The sequence below is a fragment of the Tenuibacillus multivorans genome, from assembly GCF_900103915.1.
In the GTDB taxonomy this organism is placed as follows: domain Bacteria; phylum Bacillota; class Bacilli; order Bacillales; family Alkalibacillaceae; genus Tenuibacillus; species Tenuibacillus multivorans.
Genome location: NZ_FNIG01000001.1, coordinates 451384 through 470464, shown reverse-complemented (window position 1 = coordinate 470464; position 19081 = coordinate 451384). Strand labels below are relative to the sequence as shown.

Sequence of the window (19081 nt, the reverse complement as noted above, 5' to 3'; positions counted from 1 at the left end):
CTTCGGCCACTTTTGAGAACTCTTCAAGCTTTTATGAGAAAACTTCGGCCACTTTCGAGAACTCTTCATGCATTTTTGAGAAAACTTCGAGCACTTTTGAGAACTCTTCATGCATTTATGAGAAATCTTCGGGCACTTTTAGGAAATCTTCAAGCACTTATAAGAAATCTCAAGTCGTCCTCCAAATTATCTCAATCGCCCGATCTGGTTAGCGGCGATGTCCATGCTTTGGTCATACGTTTTCACAACTTGTTGATTAATCTCAAATAGTCGATACGATCGCATCATTTCTGTCATTGTTGCCTCTGGGCTAACGTTTGAGCGTTCAAGCCGGCCTTGAGCGACCTGGAAGTTCACACCCGCTTCAGCACGTGCATCGACAGCAGCAACATCCCCTTCATTAGCGAAAAGGTTCGCGCCTTCTTTGACGAAGTCATTCGCATTCGGATGATACGCGACACCGATCATCGTGTTATCAAATGGTGAGATGACTTCACCGTTTTCGGTCACCTGAAATTCCTCTGTTCCAGTTTGAATCCGGTTGTTGTTCTCATCTAAAACGTAGTGACCGTCCGATGTCGTTAAGTAGCCTTCTGCATCAACGGTGAAATTCCCGTTACGAGTATAGCGTATGTCACCGTCTTCGTTTTGAACCGTAAAAAATAGAAAGCCTGTTTCTTCAGGTAAATCACCATTAATCATTGCTAAATCGGTTGATAGGCCTGTCTCACGCACATCACCTTGTTGAAATAATGGTACACCTTCCTGCATGTAAACCCCGGTGTTGATCGAGCCAACATTTTGGTTTCGGGCGAGATTTAGCCCCTGGGATGTTGGGATATCATATGATTCCATCCGGCTGATTAACATCTCAGGGAAAGCGCGAAATGTTGAACGGTCGGCTTTGTATCCTGGTGTTAATGCGTTAGACATATTATTTGATAGTGCTTCTTGGTATCGTTGCTGCGCAATCATGCCGGCTCCTGCTGTGTAATAGCCTCTTAGCATTTAAAGCGCCTCCTTAAGTTTATGTAAGGCCAAGGCTGCGTGACTCCTTCGTTCCCACAAGCGGGTTAAGTCCTCGCTTGCCTTGGTTAGTCTTTGTGCTTCTATGAAATGGCTTGCAAAACTTTTCAAAAATATAATTAGCCGATTTTTGCGATTTTGTCGATGTTTTCGAGCATGATGCCTGTTCCTTTGGCGACACAGTGCATCGGTTCTTCGGCCATAAAAACGGGTACTTTGAGTTCTTCGGACATGAGCTGGTCGAGTCCGTTAATTAGGGCACCTCCGCCTGTTAGGATAACACCGCGGTCGATAATGTCGGCGGATAGTTCTGGTGGTGTGTTTTCTAAGACGGTCTTCGCTGCCTGGACGATGAGCGCGACGGATTCGCGTAGTGCGCCTTCGATTTCTTCTGAGCCAATGGTAATGGTTCGTGGTAGTCCTGAAACTAGGTCTCGGCCTCGGATGTCAATTGTTTCGTTACGTGCGCCTGGGAAGACAGTCGCGACGTTAACTTTGATGTCTTCTGCGGTTCTGTCCCCGATTAGTAATTTATATTTGCGTTTAATGTATTGCAATATTTCTTGGTCGAGGTTGTCACCGGCTAGCTTGATGGATTCTGATGTGACGATATCGCCCATGGATAAAACGGCAATATCGGTTGTTCCACCACCGATGTCAATGACCATGTTACCGCTTGGCTGGAAAATTTCCATTCCAGCACCTACTGCGGCTACTTTGGGTTCTTCTTCTAAGTATACTTTCTTTCCACCGCTTTTTTCAGCAGCTTCTTTAATCGCCTTTTGTTCTACTTTTGTTATGTTTGTTGGGCAGCATACTAATATGCGTGGCTTTGAAAACATGCCTTTAACATTTATTTTTCCGATAAAGTAGCGTAGCATCGCCTCAGTGACGTCGAAGTCTGCGATGACGCCGTCTTTTAGCGGACGAATGGCTGCAATATTTCCAGGTGTACGGCCGACCATGCGACGTGCTGCATGTCCGACTTCTAGGACCTGGCCTGTATTTTTATCCATAGCAACTACGGATGGTTCATCTAGTACTATTCCTTTCCCTTTAACATGAATCAGTACATTGGCTGTACCTAAGTCAATTCCAATATCTCTCGCGAACATGAATTAATTGATCCCCCTGACACGTACGAAAATATAGTATTCTATTGTAGTATTTTATCATTTTTTGGGCAGAGTGTCACTTTCTTTTTTAAGGCTATTTTCTCAATTAATATTGTTATTGGCTACCGCTGTTGAAATACACTTCGCTTTCTTTATGAGCATCAATAGTAATTTGCATTTTTTTAATCAAGTTTGTACGATGCCGTGAAATGTTCGTTTTCAGCGGGGCTCTTCTGACTCAACATTTTTCGACTAAATAAGCTAATTTACAGTCATTGTGGTTATGGGTCAATAAGCTTACACTTAAATTACTGAATATTCTTAAATTAATTAGAAAGGATGGTTGAATGCAAACGGATACGAATGTGGCTGAGGATTTAAATCAAATGTTGATGCGTGCCAGACGCAATACGCTTGGGGATTTACTGGTGCGAACGAGAGAGCGTGTTCCGGATAAGTTTGCATTGGCATACAAGGATGAGCGTCTGACGTATGCGGAGTTGGATGACCGGGTGAATCAGACGGCGCATGCTTTCAGGGAAAACGGGATGAAAAAAGGTGACATGATAACGGTCATGTCTAAAAACAGCATGGATTTTGTCGTGGTTAATTTTGCCCTTGCGCGAATAGGTGCCGTCATGATTCCAGTCAATTACATGTTAACAGCTGAGGATGTCGCTTATATTTTATACCATGCTGGTGTAACGGGCTTTATAGCATCTGAAGAATATGCGGCTGTGTTAGATCAATCGGCTGGGGAGCTTGATATTCAGTTCCGTTATTTAATGGATGTATCTGAATATTCGCCTGAATTAGATGACTGGATGCCTTTATCAATGGCGAGAAGTGGACAACCTACTGATTTTGTGGAGACGGAAATTGCTGACGATGACTTGGCACATGTGCTTTATACGAGCGGGACTGAGTCAAAGCCAAAAGGGGTAATGCTTAGTCACAAAAGTATTATTAATGAGTATGTGAGCTGTATGGTCGATGGTGATATGGCTGAAAATGACGTCTGTATCCATGCGCTTCCGCTTTATCACAGCGCTCAGCTGCATTGTTTCTTGGGACCGAGCATTTATCTTGGTTCAAGTGGGATTATTTTAGATGGAGCAACACCTGAAGTGATTTTAGAAACAATTGAAAGGGAGAAAACGACACAGCTTTTCTGTCCACCGACGGTATGGATTGCTTTATTACGCAACCCTGATTTTGACCGTCGCGACCTTTCAACGCTTGAAAAATGTTACTACGGGGCTGCGATTATGCCGCGTGAAATTTTAAAGGAATTATCCGAGCGCCTTCCGAATGCCCGCTTCTGGAATTTTTATGGGCAAACGGAAGTCGCACCGCTTGCGACTGCGCTACAGCCTGATGAACAATTGTCTAAGCTAGGGTCTGCTGGAAAGCCGTCATTAAACATGCAGACTAAGATTGTCGATGACCATGATGTCGAGGTGGCTCGTGGTGAGGTTGGTGAAATCGTCCACCGTACACCTCATGCGATGAAAGGCTATTTGCATGATCCAGAAAAAACGGCTGAAGCTTTCCGTGGCGGATGGTTTCATAGCGGTGACCTCGGTGTGATGGATGAAGAGGGATACATTACAATTGTAGACCGTAAAAAGGACATGATTAATACGGGTGGGGTCAACGTTTCGAGTCGTGAGGTTGAAGAGACGATTTATCAGTTAGATGGTGTGTCAGAGGTTGCCGTTATCGGCATTCCAGATGAATATTGGATTGAGGCGGTTACAGCGATTGTCGTTCCAAAAGAGGGTGTAAGGCTGACGAAGGAAATGGTGATTGGATTTTGTGAGGATCGATTGTCTAAGTTTAAAGTTCCAAAGTATGTAGCTTTTACCGATGCGCTACCGAAAAATCCAAGTGGGAAAGTATTGAAACGTGACTTGCGAGAGGCGTATAAGGATTTAAATGAATCATAATGGTTAAGACCCCGAGTTTTAAGGCTCGGGGTTTTTGTTCTGTACATGCGTTTCGAGGGCAAGTTTTCAGTTTCCCCCTAGTTTTTCCTTTGCACTCCCCTAACCTATAGCTTGTCCTCTTAGTAGATAAACTATTGCATTTCTACTTCCAATAGTTCATATTCAAAGCGTCCGTTATCATAACTAAACTCTCCTGCCCAAGGATGAACTACCCATTCTTCACCCCATGCTCCATGATCTCTGTGTTCTATACGAACTGGAATATCATCATCTGTATATTCTCTTATATCGCTAGCTAAATCCGCTGCTGCTGCAGAACTGTGTGCACCAAATGTTGCAATATGTTTACCTACTCCAGGTATAAAACTTGTTAATACCCCAAAAACAGCATCTTCCATAGATGGGTTTACTTCAGCAGCAAAATCTTCAGCGTTATCAACCGACATATAATAATCTTCTACTATTGATGGTGACCCATTAAAATTGGCAAAACCTTTTACATAAATGTCAGAAGAACCACATCCGCAAGGGTCTTCAGGTTCTGGGAACTGATTATTTAATCCATTGTCAGATTCTTTTTCATCTGACCCATTTTCAACTTTTTCATCTTCATCAGTATTATCTGTTTCTGCTAGAGTTGTCGTACTAAACGTAACCAATAATCCTAAGACAGCAATCAACGTAATCAAATTTTTTGGTCATTTAATAACACTCCTTTAATTTATTTACCATTATGTTACAATAAAAGTAATCTTAATACAATGAATTTTTGAAATATTTTTAAAAAAAGGAGATTTATGGATGGATAAAATTGAAAAACGTAGTGCAACAAAGTGGAAAAAAATTAAGAAGCAATGGATTATATCTACTATTAATTTAATGGTATTTCTCTTGTTTATTTATGTCATAACACCAGGGAATTTCGTTGTCGCTTTTACAATTTTTGCTGCTTTTTATCCAATTTCTTATATAACATGGAATGTAGTAGAAAGAAGAAAAAAGGAAAATTAATTACACTTTGGGTGCTGCGATGTGAGCCTGTAATGCTCATTTCTTCGCAAACAGGCTCATCATCGTCGCTTTGGCACTAAACGGCCCGATAACTACAGGCTGTAAGCTCATTCTTCGCTAACACCCTGTAAGTTCCTGTTCCGTTTACCTATCGGCCGTACCAAACGAGCACTATTGATTGAATACTCATAGAAGCTTTTAATAAGGATGCCTGGTGTAACCACCAGGCTTTTTTGTTTGCTTTATTTTTGCCCTTTTGGGACTTAATCAATGCGAAATGCAAAATATTCAAAGGAGCGTGTTTAGGAATGACCAATGAAGAAATCCTCAATCCATTAATTAAAAAGACCAAACACAATGAGGTCATATTAGCTCAATATATGTTCATGTACAAGGAAGGAAACAAGTATTACTACAAGCATATTGACACTAGACAATATGTTGTTTTAAGCAAAAGTGGCCGTGTAACAAGAATCAAAAACCTTTGACAATAATCCTATCGAAGAAGCCGAAACAATCATAGAATGTTATGAGGATAAGCAAAGTTGGCTTTTGCACCAGGTGGGGCTTATTATCAACCAGCTATTGATAAAGTGAATGTACCCCCATTAAGTCACTTTGAAAATCCTGAAGAATATTATTCTACTTTTTTTCATGAGATAGTGCATAGCACAGGCCATAAAAAGCGTTTGAATCGAAAGGGCATTGAGGAAATTGCTGCTTTTGGTGATGAAACTTACAGCAAAGAAGAACTCATAGCCGAAATGGGAGCTGCTATGCTTTGCGGACATGCCGAATTGAACAAAAACCTTGGATAATAATGCATCATATCTTAATAGTTGGATTCGTACTTTAAAAGGTGATTCCCGATTGGTTGTTATCGTAGCAGGACAAGCTCAAAAAGCTCCAAATTATATATTAGGTGAAACCAATGCTGAATAAATCAGCATTGGTTTTTCTTTGCTTGGATCTAAAGCCGTATTTTCCTTTCTTTTAGTGATAAATGGCCTTTTATCCCTTTTTAATCAAGTTTATTAAGTTGTATCGTGAAGCGTTATAAAACCGCTAAAAGCCTTGCTTTTTTACGGTTTTTTCTTAATTATAACGCCGTAGCAAAACCGCCCCAAGACCGTATCCCAATGGAAGAAAGCTGTTTCCATGCTTTTTTACTCTACGTTGATCATCTTTTTATGTGATGGAAAAATGTACTCAACACCTTTCGCTTGGAAGCCCTCACTCACGGTCACGATGAAATCTCTGATTGGAAATCCCCTCGCTCCCTTTAGGGAGTGAGGGTTTCTCCACTGATTTAAACGTTCATCTTTTCCCCTAATGACAATCCGATAAACTACAAATATTTTTCATTTTTTTCAAGCCGGATTTGTGCTAGTCTTTTAGATAGATTAAAAGCAGTACATATTAAATCAATCGTTTGTTTTAATCAAACGATTGTTCAACCAATGGAGGTCATACATCATGGATCGTAAAACCATAATTGTCATCGGGTTAATCGTTGTTTTAGCCATTGCGACTTTTTTCTTAAACCAAGATGAAGAGGATCAATCTAATCATTATTATATTTTTACGCTTGAGGGACAGAGTGAGAATTGGGAACTATCAAACTATACTGTAGAGTTTGTCCCAACCCACCAGTATGCTGGTAATGGACAGTTGGATTACCTAGGTGATGAAGCCATGACGGCCCAGGACTTTAACTTCCGAGTATATGCAATGATCGATGGTATGGGGACATCATTGCAGGGTAAGTCGATTACATGGAATGAGTCGACGGAATTATCGAATATGGCAACTGGCCATGTAGAAGGTTCGATTTTTAAGCCTAATGGTGACCCTGTTCTGTTTGGCGATATTGAACAAATTTATGCGACGATTCATTGGCGGGATGCAGATGGACAAGTCGTTGAAGAACGGATTGACCTGTACCAACAGCGGTAGGTATGCCCGTCACAAGTATGATGGCTACTGGATGTTATAGTACGGTGGTCTATATAGGTGACAGGCAATGTTTGTACTAGACTTTTGTTTGTTCTCTGTACTTCTTCCGTGTCGCCTCCCCACCGCGGATATGGCGGATAGACTTATGGAAAGTTAAAATCTCTTTCACTTCTTTTGATAAAGCTGGGTTGATCACGGGAAGTCGTTCGGTGAGATCTTTGTGGACCGTACTCTTCGAAACCCCAAACTCTTTTGCGATTACTCGTACCGTTTTTTTCGTATCAATAAGGTATTCCGCAATCTTGATGGTTCTGTCTTTGATGTAATCGTGCAAACTCCTCGCCTCCTGATGTATCTCTAAAGATGTGATGGTACAGTTTATTCAGGAAAACGAGGAAATATGTTAAGAAAGAAAAACTTACCGTGGTAGTTCTGTTTTATAACATATGAGGTGAAAACGGAAAAAATCCCCGCTCATCATATTGAGCGAGGAATTTTCTTTTTTTGCATTAGTGAAATTCTGGCTTGACTGGTGTACCGTTTTCTAGGAGTCTGAAATGAACTTTAGTGACTTCAGAATCTCCGTAGACGTTTGTTCCGGAAACGCCGATGACATCTCCTTGCGTGAGCTCGTCACCCTCTTCTACGCTGACATCTGATAGACTTGCGTAGAATGTAGAAGTTTCTCCTTCATGCTCCATTTCAACAACTTGACCTAGTAAGTCGTCATTATAAACACTTGATACTGTTCCGCTGTATGCTGCGACGACTTCAAATTCTTTGCCATCCTTAGACGTTATGTCGACACCTTTACTTTGATAGTATTGATTGTTGTAGAAATAAATCGCGCTTTCTTGATCTTCAGATGATGCTTCGGCGTCATAAAAGTTTGTAATAATTTCAGCTTGATCCCCTAATAGAACCGGCATAACGAGATCTTCTTGATCGGACATAACTGGCACAGCATCACCGGTCTCCCCAGTATTGTCCACCACTTCAGCGGGGTTTTCTTCACTTTGTGAATCGTCTGTCACATCAGTTGCGGTATTGAACTGATAGACCATCACCCCTGCTAGAACGACAGCAACAAGTGTAATGTAAAGTGCCGGGTAGAACCAGCGTTGGCGCGTCAAGCGTTTCCATTTGGATTGGCGCATTAATTTCCTTTCTTTTTCATTCATATTTCATCACCTCAGCAACATTCTGAACGAAAAGAAAGGAATATATACGTGGAAAATACAAAATTTTTTTAAAAACTTGCATAAAATTGGTTTTTTTGTTGTAAAGTCCACATTTTAGGGTAAAATACAGGATTTTAGTTCATGGCGCTAAGTGTTCCCATGACTTCCTGAACGTTTGCTATTTCGACACCTTGATAGTAATGTTTGACGATATCCTTATAGGTTTGACCCTCTTCTGCCATGCCGTTTGCACCATATTGACTCATGCCAACACCATGTCCATAGCCTTTCGTCGTAAAAATAATATGATCGCCTTTCGTTTCAATCGTAAAATCATTTGATCGTAATCCTAATAATTCACGAACTTCTCTTCCAGTAAACGTTTTATTGTTAATTGTAATTTCTTTAATTCGACTGCTCTCGGTTCTTACGGTATTGGATACTTGAATAGAACTTGATTCTAATCCTAATTTGTTCACAACCTCCGTTAATGGAATGACCTGTTGCTCTAAAAACTCTGGCGATTGTTCATCCCATGGACTGCTAACACTTTTTAAGTAGGGTATCTCGTTTTGCCAATAATCTTCAGCATTTTCGGTATAACCATTGCTCGTTGAGAAAAATTGTGCCGCAATTGGCTTACCACTATATGTGATAATTTGCCCATTGGTTTCCTGTACGGCCTGTTTGATTTTATTTATGTTCTTAGAATAATCGACGCCCCAAGCACTCCTTAACTCATCAAAATTTTTATATACCTGATGATTGACCGTATCGGTTACGTCAAACTCTTCCTCACTTGATTGGTTGAGGTGCTGAATGACAAAGGTACGTGCAGCAAGTGCCTGTGCCTTAATCGCCTCCATTTCAAAGTTAGCCGGCACCTCCGATGCGACAACAGATACGACATACTTTTCTAAAGGGACCTCCTCAATTTCGTCCGTTTCACTTCTTTTGACCCGCACCACCGGCTGATCGGTTAAGTCTAATTCCGTTTCTTGTGTTTCATTTAAATTGACTGGGTCTGATGTTGCTTCTGAAAATGGAATGACGATTAATGCAGGTATGACGGTTATAACTGCCAACAGAATGACAACGACGATGAGTCCTTGACGTTTTATAGGCATAGCGACAGCTCCTTCTTGATTTTTTCTGTATCTATCAATAACATTATTCCCAAAATGCTTTTAATAGAACCAAAAAGTAGATTTTCTTTTGATGAGAATTGTGAAACGTGATGGATACTGGAATTAGGGGCTGTCTATCTTTCCTATTAATTGGTGTTAGGTGTTGGTTGGAAAACGTATTCCTAATTGGTGTAGCGCCATCGATTGGGGATTAAGCGTGACTCTATGAGTGAAAATCTCGTGTTATTGGGGAAACAGTGCGCTTCATCGGGCGAAAAGTTCACGTCTATGGGGAATCAGCACCTCTCTTTGGGCGAAAAACTCTCATCATTGGGGATTCAGCACCCCTCTTTGGGCGAAAAACTCTCATTATTGGGGAATCTGAATGTCTCATTGGGTAAAAATCCCTCACTATCGGGGATTCTGAGCCCCTCTTTGGGCAAAAATCTCTCTTCATTGGGGAATCAGCACCTCTCTTTGGGCAAAAATCTCTCTTCATTGGGGATTCAGCACCCCTCTTTGGGTAAAAAACTCCCATCATTGGGGATTCAGCGCCCTTCATTGGGCAATCAGACCTTCCGATAGGGCAATTATCGCAACCCAGTAGGCAATAAAAAAGAAAAAAAGCGGCCTCAGCCGCTTTTTCACTAATCATAATTAACTAGATTGTAAATATGAATCATTTATAACTTGATCGACTTCATTCGTTTCCTCGGACACTCTTTCTACGTTAGCACCTAAGTCTCGTAATTTTTGGTCGAAATTAACGTAGCCACGATCTAAATGCTGTAGTTCGGTCACAATGGTGTGCCCTTCTGAAATTAAGCCAGCAATGATTAAAGCCGCAGCAGCGCGTAAGTCAGATGCTGCAACCTCAGCCCCTTGTAAAGCAGACGGGCCCTCGATAATCGCACTACGACCTTCAATTTTGGCGACAGCGTTCATTCTTCTGAATTCTTCAACATGCATAAATCGGTTTTCAAATACGGTTTCACTAATGACACTGGTCCCTTTAGCTCTCATTGCTAATGCCATGAATTGAGATTGTAAATCTGTTGGGAAACCAGGGTATGGCAATGTCTTAATGTCTACGGCTTTGAGTGAGCCATTGCCGATGACGCGAATGCTATTTTCATATTCTTCTATTTTGACACCCATTTCTCGCATTTTCGCAATTAATGAGCGTAAATGATCGGCAATCGCGCCTTCAACGGTCACATCACCACCCGTAATCGCAGCAGCAATCATAAAGGTACCTGCTTCAATACGGTCTGGAATGATGGAATGTTCAATCCCTTTTAATGTTTGCACACCTTCAATACGTATCGTTTCCGTGCCAGCACCTACGACTTTACCACCCATTTTATTAATATAGTTTGCTAAATCTACTATTTCAGGCTCTCTAGCACAGTTTTCGATGACAGTTGTACCTTCTGCTAGGGCGGCAGCCATCATTAGGTTTTCGGTTGCACCAACACTAGGAAAATCTAAATAAATACGCGCGCCGACTAGTTTTTCTGGAACAAATGCTTCCACATAGCCATTACCAACATGGATTTTAGCACCCATGGCTTCAAATCCTTTCAAATGTTGGTCAATTGGGCGTGAACCAATGGCACAACCACCAGGCATGGCAACTTTTGCGTGACCATACCTCGCTAATAATGGCCCCAATACTAATACTGAGGCTCTCATTTTTCTAACATATTCAAATGGCGTTACAGTATTTAATTGATTAGAAGCGTCAATAACTAATTCGCTTTCGGTATCTAAAACATTTATATTCATATAACGTAAAACTTCACTAATGGTATCAACATCGGCTAAATCAGGTACTTGGTAAAGGGTACTTTTTCCTTCACTAGCCATTATACTAGCTGCAATGACAGGTAGTACGGCATTCTTTGCGCCTTCTACTCTAACCGTACCACTTAATTGGTTTCCACCGGATACTATGATTTTTTCCAAGGTTTTTCCCTCCGTGTCGATATTCCGTATGTTATTTAATATTCAATTACTAGGATAGGTGTTCCAATTGTAACGGTTTTCTTGTTATTTTTCCCTTCACGCACGGCAAATTGAATATTAATTTTTCCTTCGTCCATAGGTATATATTGTTCAAATTGATCAGATATTCCGCTTATTACGATAAATTTTTCTTCATCTATTACTTTAGTATTTTTGACATCGAAATAATTTACTATTTTATTAGTTATAAAATTACTTTTTATTTTACCATCAAAATTCGACTGAAAACAAGAGAATATTTGTCCATTTTTAAAAAATTGTCGAAAATTATCATTTGAAAGTTGATTTTCTAGATACTTTTTAACGTCTTGGTTCCACCCATCACTTGTTAACTCATAGATGACTTTCACTAGATTTTGGTTTAAAGGAACTACATCATATTGTTCGTCAATGCTATCTGGTTTTTGGGCGTTACCCTGCATCTTTTCTATAAACGCTTCAGCTTCCGCACGATCAGCTTTCGTATGAATCAATATCCCCGTATGATTAATTTCCCAATTTTGTTCTTCAAAGAATTTCGCCATGTCATCCGCAGCTGACAAATCACTTAATGCGGAGCTGCTAGATTGATAGAAAAACGGAATACTACTGACCAATAAAGCTACAATTAATAAAAATCGCATGCTATCTCCTCCCCTTACGTAACCTTGAAATTTATGATTAATACAAGGTTGGACAATAGCGTGCGATTTTAAACATTAATTAACCAAAAAGATGTTGTAGCTGTCTAGACCAGCGTATGAAATCGATGAAGAAATTGCTGACTGTCGTCCCGATGACAATGGATAACATAATAAAAAATATTCGGCTTTCTACCACTCTATTTTGTTTAAAAATCTTTTCGATATGAACGGCTTCTAACGATTTCCAAGCGATAATGATAAATATAATGTGCGAAAACATAAAAATAACTGAATCAATCGCTAAATCTGAAAACATACCTTCACCCCTAATTTATGATTATTTTCTGCATTTCCCAGGAAATATCGACACGAAATATGGGAAATAAGTCAAACTTAAAAGGCTAACAACTTCAACCCACCCATTGTATGAAAAGGAAAAAAGACCTGACATTCTCCGTCAGGTCTTTTCTTATTTTTCCGAAACATCTATACGATTGATCGCGCGTTGTAATGCTAATTCCGCGCGTTTGAAATCAATATCTTCTGCTTTTTGGTTCATACGTTGTTCAGCGCGTTCTTTCGCTTGTTTCGCACGATCAACGTCAATGTCGGAAGGTTGTTCTGCTGCTTGTGCTAGGATTGTCACATGATCTGGTCGTACTTCAACAAATCCGCCGGTCACAGCAAGATATTCAGTTTGACCTTCCTTTTTCAAGCGCACTGCACTGATTGTTAATGGAGCAACTAATGGGATATGGTCCGGTAAAATACCAAGCTCTCCACTCTCTGCTCGACAACTCACCATTTCATATGAACCTTCAAGTGCAGGGCCGTCAGGAGTGACAACACTCACGTTTAGTGTTTTCAATCTTACCCCTCCTCGGGCACGTGTGGAGCGGTGAATGATTCACCGCTTACGCTCCCATTATTGTTGTTCCATTTGCTCAGCTTTTTCAACAACTTCTTCGACACGTCCAACAAGACGGAACGCATCCTCTGGTAGGTCATCATATTTACCAGTTAGGATTTCTTTGAATCCTTTGATCGTTTCTGCAACTGGTACATATGAACCTGGTTGTCCCGTAAACTGCTCAGCAACGTGGAAGTTTTGAGATAGGAAGAATTGGATTCGACGAGCACGAGCAACGGTTTGCTTGTCTTCGTCTGATAATTCGTCCATACCTAGGATTGCAATGATATCTTGCAATTCTTTATAACGCTGTAGTGTTTCCTGAACTTCACGCGCAACTTCATAGTGTTCTTCACCAACTACGTTAGGGTCTAGAGCGCGAGAAGTTGATGATAGTGGGTCCACCGCTGGGTAGATCCCTTGCTCAGATAAACTACGTTCTAAGTTTGTTGTTGCATCTAAGTGTGCGAACGTTGTCGCTGGAGATGGGTCTGTATAGTCATCGGCAGGTACGTATACCGCTTGTATTGACGTGATGGAACCTTTATCCGTTGACGTAATACGCTCCTGCAGTTGACCCATTTCCGTTGCAAGTGTTGGCTGGTAACCAACGGCAGATGGCATACGGCCAAGTAGGGCGGACACCTCTGTACCTGCTTGCGTGAAACGGAAAATGTTGTCGATGAATAATAATACGTCTTGACCTTCTTCATCACGGAAGTATTCAGCCATCGTTAGACCTGTTAATGCGACACGCATACGAGAACCAGGTGGCTCGTTCATCTGACCGAATACCATAGCTGTTTGTTTAATAACTCCAGAGTCGCTCATTTCGTAGTAAAGGTCGTTACCTTCACGTGTACGCTCACCTACACCAGCGAATACTGAGATACCGCTGTGCTCTTGAGCAATGTTGTTAATAAGCTCCTGGATGAGTACGGTTTTACCAACACCCGCACCACCGAATAGACCGATCTTACCACCTTTTACATATGGTGCTAATAGATCTACTACTTTAATACCTGTCTCTAAGATTTCTGTTTCAGTCGCTAAGTTTTCGAACTTAGGTGGTTCGCGGTGAATCGGTTCACGTGGAACGTCTGCAGGGATCTCATCACCTAAATCAATATGATCACCTAATACGTTAAACACACGACCTAATGTTGCTTCACCAACTGGTACTGAGATTGGATTGTTTTTGTTTTCAACTTCAACGCCACGGACAAGTCCGTCAGTTGAACCCATCGCGATAGCACGTACCATATCGTCACCTAAGTGAAGAGCAACTTCAAGTGTTAGTTCATCACGGCTGTCATCACCGCTAATGACTAGGGCGTTATAAATTTCAGGTAAGTCGCCGCTGTCAAATTTGACGTCAACAACTGGACCCATTACCTGTGTTACGCGTCCTTTACTCATCTTTTTCCCTCCTCACGAATTCATGTCAAACGTTATTCTAACGCTGCTGCACCACCAACAATTTCGGTAATTTCTTGCGTGATGGCTGCTTGACGTGCACGGTTGTATGAAAGTGTTAAATCATCAATTAATTCATCGGCGTTATCAGTCGCACTACGCATGGCTGTCATACGTGATGCGTGCTCACTCGCCTTACCATCTAACAATGCACCGTAAACAATGCTTTCTGCGTATTGTGGCAATAGTGTTTTAAGAATCTGTTCTTCATCTGGCTCATACTCATATGAGCTTAGTTTCTTACCTTCTGTTTCAATATCCGTTAATGGCAATACTTTTTTATCCGTTACTTTTTGTGAAATAGCACTGATGAAGTGGTTGTAGAAAATGTGTAATTCATCAATTTCTTCATCAGAAAAGAGATTCACAGCGTAACTTGCGATTTCTTTAATTTCAGCGAAATCAGGTTGGTCTGGCAAGCCTGTTACTTCTTTAGCGATTGGCATGCCATTTTTCTTACAAAAGTCACGGCCAACTTTACCAAGCGGTACAACGGTGTATTCATCTGTTGATGAATGGTTGTTTTGTACCTTTTGGTTAAGGGCACGTAAAACGTTACTGTTGTAAGGTCCTGCTAACCCACGGTCTGATGTGATCACAATGTAACCAGTCTTTTTAACCGGTCTGGATTGTAACATCGGATGATCAGCACCTGTGTTTCCGCCGGCAATATTAGTCACAACGTCTTGTATTTTATCCATATATGGGACGAAAGCTTTTGCGTTTTCTTCTGCTTTATTAAGCTTCGATGCAGAAACCATTTCCATAGCTTTCGTGATCTTTTGCGTACTTTTCGTCGAATTAATACGATTTTTGATGTCACGAAGCGATGCCACTACGTCTCACCACCTTTTTTCGAGACTTCATCATCATTACTCACTTACAGCAAATGAATTTTTAAAGTCTTCAATTGCTTTGTTGAAATCTTCTTTTTCTGGTAATTGACCTGTTTCGCGAATATGGCTGAGAATGTTTGATGCATGTTGATCTAGGTAATCATGCAACTCAGCTTCGAAACGTTGAATATCTTCAACTGGTAGATCATCTAGGTAACCGTGCACAAGTGCATAGATAATCGCTACTTGATATTCAACTGGTTGTGGTTTGTTTAGACCTTGTTTTAGAACTTCTACTGTACGCTCACCACGATTTAGTTTCGCTTGAGTCGCTTTATCAAGGTCAGAACCGAACTGCGCGAATGACTCTAGCTCACGGAATGAAGCTAAGTCTAGACGTAGCGTACCGGCTACTTTCTTCATCGCCTTGATCTGTGCGGAACCACCTACACGTGATACCGATAGACCTGGGTTGATCGCTGGGCGTACACCAGAGTGGAATAAGTCAGATTGTAAGAAAATCTGTCCGTCTGTGATTGAGATAACGTTCGTTGGGATATACGCACCAATGTCACCCGCTTGTGTCTCAACGAATGGTAGAGCTGTTAATGAACCTCCACCTAAATCATCGTTTAACTTCGCCGCACGCTCTAGTAGGCGTGAGTGTAGGTAGAATACATCCCCTGGGAATGCTTCACGACCTGGTGGACGGCGTAATAGTAATGACAATTCACGATAAGCTGCTGCTTGTTTAGATAAGTCATCGTAAGCAACTAAAACGTGTTCACCGTTATACATGAACTCCTCACCCATTGATACACCAGCATATGGAGCTAGGTATAGTAATGGAGCTGGGTCAGAAGCACCTGCGTTAATCACGATGGAATAATCTAATGCACCGTTTTTACGTAGTGTCTCAACGAAACTACGTACAGTCGAATCTTTTTGACCGATTGCAACGTAGATACAAATAACGTCTTGGTCTTTTTGGTTAATGATCGTATCCATGGCAATGGATGTTTTACCTGTTTGACGGTCACCGATGATTAACTCACGCTGACCACGACCAATTGGTACCATGGAGTCGATAACCTTAATACCTGTTTGTAGTGGTTCATCAACTGATTTACGAGCCATAACACCTGGTGCTGGCGATTCAATTGGACGAGATTTACTTGTTTCAATCGGGCCTAAACCGTCTACGGGCTGACCTAATGGATTGACAACACGTCCTATTAATTCTTTACCAACTGGTACTTGCATAATGCGTCCTGTACGACGAACTTCATCGCCTTCACGGATGTCTGTAAATGGTCCAAGGATGACGATCCCTACGTTGTTTTCCTCTAGGTTTTGCGCCATACCCATGACACCATTTGAAAACTCAACTAGCTCTCCGGCCATGACATTATCAAGACCGTGAGCACGTGCGATACCGTCACCGATTTCGATAACTGTACCGACTTCGTTTGTTTCAACTTCAGAATCATAGTTTTCAATTTGCTGCTTTATAAGCGCACTAATTTCTTCTGCTTTGATGCTCATCCATTTCACCCCTATCTTTACTTGTTTGCAGTTACTAACTTCTGTTCTAAACGTTTAAGCTGTGTCTGGACCGTTCCGTCATAGATTTGGTTACCGACACGAATTTTTATTCCACCTATAATCGATGGGTCTACGGTGTTGTTAATGCGAAGGGTGTTAATCGTCATTTTTTTCGCAAACACATCTTGGATTTGTTTCGTTTCCTCATCCGTTAATTCACGAACAGAATAAACGTCAGCTTCTGCAATTCCTCTTGATTCATTCTTCATTTCGACAAATGCTTTTACCACATCTTCAATGGAGTCGATTCGACGTTTATCGATGAGTAAAAGCAGTGTATTTAATGTGTCTTGTGAGACGTCTTTAAAAACGTTACGAATGAATTCTTTTTTCTGATCCCCAGATACGCGAGGATTATCTAAAAAAGCGTTTAACGATTCGTCATTTTTAAAAACATCGTCGATCACACGTAGTTCTTCTTCTAGTTGATCTAAATTAGATTTACCCATTCCAATTTCAAACAAGGCTACGGCATAACGCTTTGCAACTACTGATTGACTCATTTGTTTTCGCCTACTTTATCTAAGTATTCTTTAATGAGATCATCTTGTTCATCTGCAGAAAGCTCTTTTTCAATAACTTTACTAGCAATTTGAACAGAAAGCGTAGCCACTTGTTCTTGTAATGCCTGAACCGCTTTGTCGCGTTCTTGGGCAATGTCTTCACGAGCGCTTTCTTTAATACGCTCGGCTTCTTTCCTTGCATCGTCTAGCATAGAAGACTCTTGTGTTTTAGCTGTTTGTTTAGCATCTTCAATAATCTTCTGTGCGTTTTGACGAGCCTCTTTTAATTCAGCATTAGCGTCATTCATCAAGCGCTCTGCTTCTTGACGATTGTTTTCAGCTGTATCTATTTCATTCGCAATATGATCCTCACGTTCTTTCATTACTTTCATGAGTGGGCCCCATGCGTATTTTGCTAAAAGAGCTAAAAGGATAATGAAAATAACTAATTGCGCTAACATATCACCGAGATTAATAGACGCACCTAAAACTAAGTTGGTACCTAACACAGCCTTCACTCCTTTCGACTAACTCTTCACGTTTTCTACATAAAGGAATGGCGAAGTTTGTCTCAATCAACTTCGCCATTTAATTGTCTATTAGTGCTTCACTACATGGACATGAATGCAATAACAACAGCGATGATCGGAAGCGCCTCAACTAACGCAACCCCGATGAACATTGTTGTTTGTAAAGTACCACGAAGTTCTGGTTGACGAGCAATACCATTAACTGTACCATTTACGATTAAACCGTTACCAATACCTGCACCTAATGCACCTAATCCTACTGCGATTGCAGCTGCTAACATAATAAATTCCTCCTCAAAAGATATATTTAAGTTTTGTATTTTTTATACTTTCAAAGTCTTATAGAACGAAAGTATAAGGACAAACTACGTTCTTGTTACAAGACATAGTCTGTGCGCCTATAGCCTCACCTTAAGGATCACTTTAGGCAATGTTTTATGATAATACTTGACGTTAATCAAGTACTAGTTCACTAACATTAGTGGTCACTGCTCACTTTGTGAGACATGTAAACCATGGTTAACATTGTAAAGATGAATGCCTGAATAGCACCGATAAAGATACTAAATCCTTGCCAAGCGATCATTGGTATGAAACCACCAAGCGCTCCGGCAACAGTACCTGATGCAACTAAACCTGCGAGTAGTGTTAATAGAATTTCACCCGCATAAATATTCCCGTAAAGACGAAGACCTAATGTCAACGTATTGGCAAACTCCTCAATAATGTTGAGTGGGAATAAGAATGGTAGTGGACGGAAATAGTCTTTCGTATATTCCTTTGGTCCTTTCATTTTCACACCGTAATAGTGTGATAACACAACTACCATTGTTGCCAATGTTAATGTAATACCTGGGTCTGATGTCGGTGATTTCCACCATAGTTCATGGTCGAATGTCACCATGGTGATAACCCCAAGCATATTGGATACGAAGATATACAATAATAATGTAAGTCCTAAGCCCATAAAGCGGCGTCCCGTTTCGTAATCCATCGTGTTTCCGATCATATCTTTTACGAATTCGACGATCCACTCCATGAAGTTTTGGAAGCCTGTTGGTTTGCGTTGTAGTTTACGACTTGCAGCTACAGCAAGTATAAACACAATGGTTGATGCAACCAACATCATGAGCACGTTTGAAAGGTTGAAGTCCAGCCAAGGGATTCCAAACACATCGCGTGCCATTGGATTTTCGTGATCCACT

22 protein-coding genes are annotated in these 19081 nt (G+C 41.0%); 5 read left to right on the top strand and 17 right to left on the bottom strand.

Annotated features, from left to right (window positions below; translation table 11 throughout):
- Positions 1–186 precede the first annotated feature (186 nt).
- Together BLP77_RS02415 and mreB are read right to left on the bottom strand one after the other, a co-directional pair.
- Complete coding sequence (locus BLP77_RS02415; RefSeq protein WP_093855499.1) at positions 187–1008, bottom strand: flagellar hook-basal body protein; 822 nt, start codon at positions 1006–1008, stop codon at positions 187–189.
- Between the two features lie 137 nt (positions 1009–1145).
- On the bottom strand, positions 1146–2141 hold the full coding sequence (gene mreB, locus BLP77_RS02410; protein ID WP_093855498.1) for a rod shape-determining protein: 996 nt from the start codon (positions 2139–2141) through the stop codon (positions 1146–1148).
- A 347-nt stretch (positions 2142–2488) separates the two neighbouring features.
- On the opposite strand from mreB, the gene BLP77_RS02405 reads away from it, so the two are divergent.
- Positions 2489–4090, top strand: a complete 1602-nt coding sequence (locus tag BLP77_RS02405; protein WP_245686783.1) for an acyl-CoA synthetase — start codon at positions 2489–2491, stop codon at positions 4088–4090.
- 131 nt (positions 4091–4221) lie between these two features.
- On the opposite strand, the gene BLP77_RS02400 is transcribed toward BLP77_RS02405, so the two are convergent.
- Positions 4222–4779 carry a hypothetical protein gene (locus BLP77_RS02400; protein WP_093855497.1) on the bottom strand — a complete coding sequence of 186 codons (558 nt, stop codon included), beginning with the start codon at positions 4777–4779 and terminating at the stop codon, positions 4222–4224.
- A 112-nt stretch (positions 4780–4891) separates the two neighbouring features.
- On the opposite strand from BLP77_RS02400, the gene BLP77_RS02395 reads away from it, so the two are divergent.
- The 3 genes from BLP77_RS02395 (at position 4892) to BLP77_RS02380 (ending at position 7057) form a co-directional block, all read left to right on the top strand.
- Positions 4892–5101 (top strand): hypothetical protein, encoded by a 210-nt coding sequence (locus BLP77_RS02395; protein ID WP_093855496.1) that lies wholly within the window; start codon positions 4892–4894, stop codon positions 5099–5101.
- 545 nt (positions 5102–5646) lie between these two features.
- Complete coding sequence (locus BLP77_RS02385; protein ID WP_245686782.1) at positions 5647–5919, top strand: zincin-like metallopeptidase domain-containing protein; 273 nt, start codon at positions 5647–5649, stop codon at positions 5917–5919.
- Between the two features lie 658 nt (positions 5920–6577).
- A complete protein-coding gene (locus BLP77_RS02380) occupies positions 6578–7057 on the top strand; it encodes a hypothetical protein (RefSeq protein WP_093855494.1) in 480 nt (159 codons plus the stop codon).
- Between the two features lie 76 nt (positions 7058–7133).
- On the opposite strand, the gene spoIIID is transcribed toward BLP77_RS02380, so the two are convergent.
- The 3 genes from spoIIID to spoIID form a co-directional block, all read right to left on the bottom strand.
- Positions 7134–7391 carry a sporulation transcriptional regulator SpoIIID gene (gene spoIIID / locus BLP77_RS02375; protein ID WP_143001385.1) on the bottom strand — a complete coding sequence of 86 codons (258 nt, stop codon included), beginning with the start codon at positions 7389–7391 and terminating at the stop codon, positions 7134–7136.
- Positions 7392–7566: 175 nt separating this feature from the next.
- Entirely contained in the window at positions 7567–8214 is a 648-nt protein-coding gene (locus tag BLP77_RS02370) for a M23 family metallopeptidase (protein WP_176752933.1), read from the bottom strand.
- 158 nt (positions 8215–8372) lie between these two features.
- Positions 8373–9365 (bottom strand): stage II sporulation protein D, encoded by a 993-nt coding sequence (gene spoIID / locus BLP77_RS02365; RefSeq protein WP_093855491.1) that lies wholly within the window; start codon positions 9363–9365, stop codon positions 8373–8375.
- 225 nt (positions 9366–9590) lie between these two features.
- On the opposite strand from spoIID, the gene BLP77_RS15570 reads away from it, so the two are divergent.
- Positions 9591–9950 carry a hypothetical protein gene (locus BLP77_RS15570; RefSeq protein WP_143001384.1) on the top strand — a complete coding sequence of 120 codons (360 nt, stop codon included), beginning with the start codon at positions 9591–9593 and terminating at the stop codon, positions 9948–9950.
- Between the two features lie 72 nt (positions 9951–10022).
- On the opposite strand, the gene murA is transcribed toward BLP77_RS15570, so the two are convergent.
- From murA to atpB, 11 genes are all read right to left on the bottom strand, one after another.
- The gene (gene murA, locus BLP77_RS02355) at positions 10023–11333 is read right to left on the bottom strand and encodes a UDP-N-acetylglucosamine 1-carboxyvinyltransferase (protein WP_093855489.1); all 1311 of its coding nucleotides are present in this window, start codon (positions 11331–11333) and stop codon (positions 10023–10025) included.
- A 35-nt stretch (positions 11334–11368) separates the two neighbouring features.
- The gene (locus tag BLP77_RS02350; RefSeq protein WP_093855488.1) at positions 11369–12016 is read right to left on the bottom strand and encodes a YwmB family TATA-box binding protein; all 648 of its coding nucleotides are present in this window, start codon (positions 12014–12016) and stop codon (positions 11369–11371) included.
- Positions 12017–12095: 79 nt separating this feature from the next.
- Positions 12096–12332: a DUF1146 family protein gene (locus BLP77_RS02345; RefSeq protein WP_093855487.1), complete on the bottom strand. Its 237-nt coding sequence runs from the start codon at positions 12330–12332 to the stop codon at positions 12096–12098.
- Positions 12333–12485: 153 nt separating this feature from the next.
- Positions 12486–12884, bottom strand: coding sequence for a F0F1 ATP synthase subunit epsilon (locus BLP77_RS02340; RefSeq protein WP_093855486.1), 399 nt, complete (start codon positions 12882–12884; stop codon positions 12486–12488).
- A 57-nt stretch (positions 12885–12941) separates the two neighbouring features.
- The gene (atpD, locus tag BLP77_RS02335) at positions 12942–14345 is read right to left on the bottom strand and encodes a F0F1 ATP synthase subunit beta (protein WP_093855485.1); all 1404 of its coding nucleotides are present in this window, start codon (positions 14343–14345) and stop codon (positions 12942–12944) included.
- 32 nt (positions 14346–14377) lie between these two features.
- Complete coding sequence (gene atpG, locus BLP77_RS02330) at positions 14378–15238, bottom strand: ATP synthase F1 subunit gamma (RefSeq protein WP_093855484.1); 861 nt, start codon at positions 15236–15238, stop codon at positions 14378–14380.
- 36 nt (positions 15239–15274) lie between these two features.
- Entirely contained in the window at positions 15275–16783 is a 1509-nt protein-coding gene (gene atpA, locus BLP77_RS02325; protein WP_093855483.1) for a F0F1 ATP synthase subunit alpha, read from the bottom strand.
- Positions 16784–16800: 17 nt separating this feature from the next.
- The gene (locus tag BLP77_RS02320) at positions 16801–17346 is read right to left on the bottom strand and encodes a F0F1 ATP synthase subunit delta (protein WP_093855482.1); all 546 of its coding nucleotides are present in this window, start codon (positions 17344–17346) and stop codon (positions 16801–16803) included.
- Positions 17343–17855 carry a F0F1 ATP synthase subunit B gene (gene atpF / locus BLP77_RS02315; RefSeq protein WP_245686781.1) on the bottom strand — a complete coding sequence of 171 codons (513 nt, stop codon included), beginning with the start codon at positions 17853–17855 and terminating at the stop codon, positions 17343–17345. Before atpF ends, BLP77_RS02320 begins: the two co-directional genes overlap by 4 nt.
- 101 nt (positions 17856–17956) lie before the next feature.
- Positions 17957–18157, bottom strand: a complete 201-nt coding sequence (atpE, locus tag BLP77_RS02310; RefSeq protein WP_054754779.1) for a F0F1 ATP synthase subunit C — start codon at positions 18155–18157, stop codon at positions 17957–17959.
- A 197-nt stretch (positions 18158–18354) separates the two neighbouring features.
- Complete coding sequence (gene atpB, locus BLP77_RS02305; RefSeq protein WP_093855481.1) at positions 18355–19080, bottom strand: F0F1 ATP synthase subunit A; 726 nt, start codon at positions 19078–19080, stop codon at positions 18355–18357.
- Between the last annotated feature and the right edge of the window lies 1 nt (position 19081).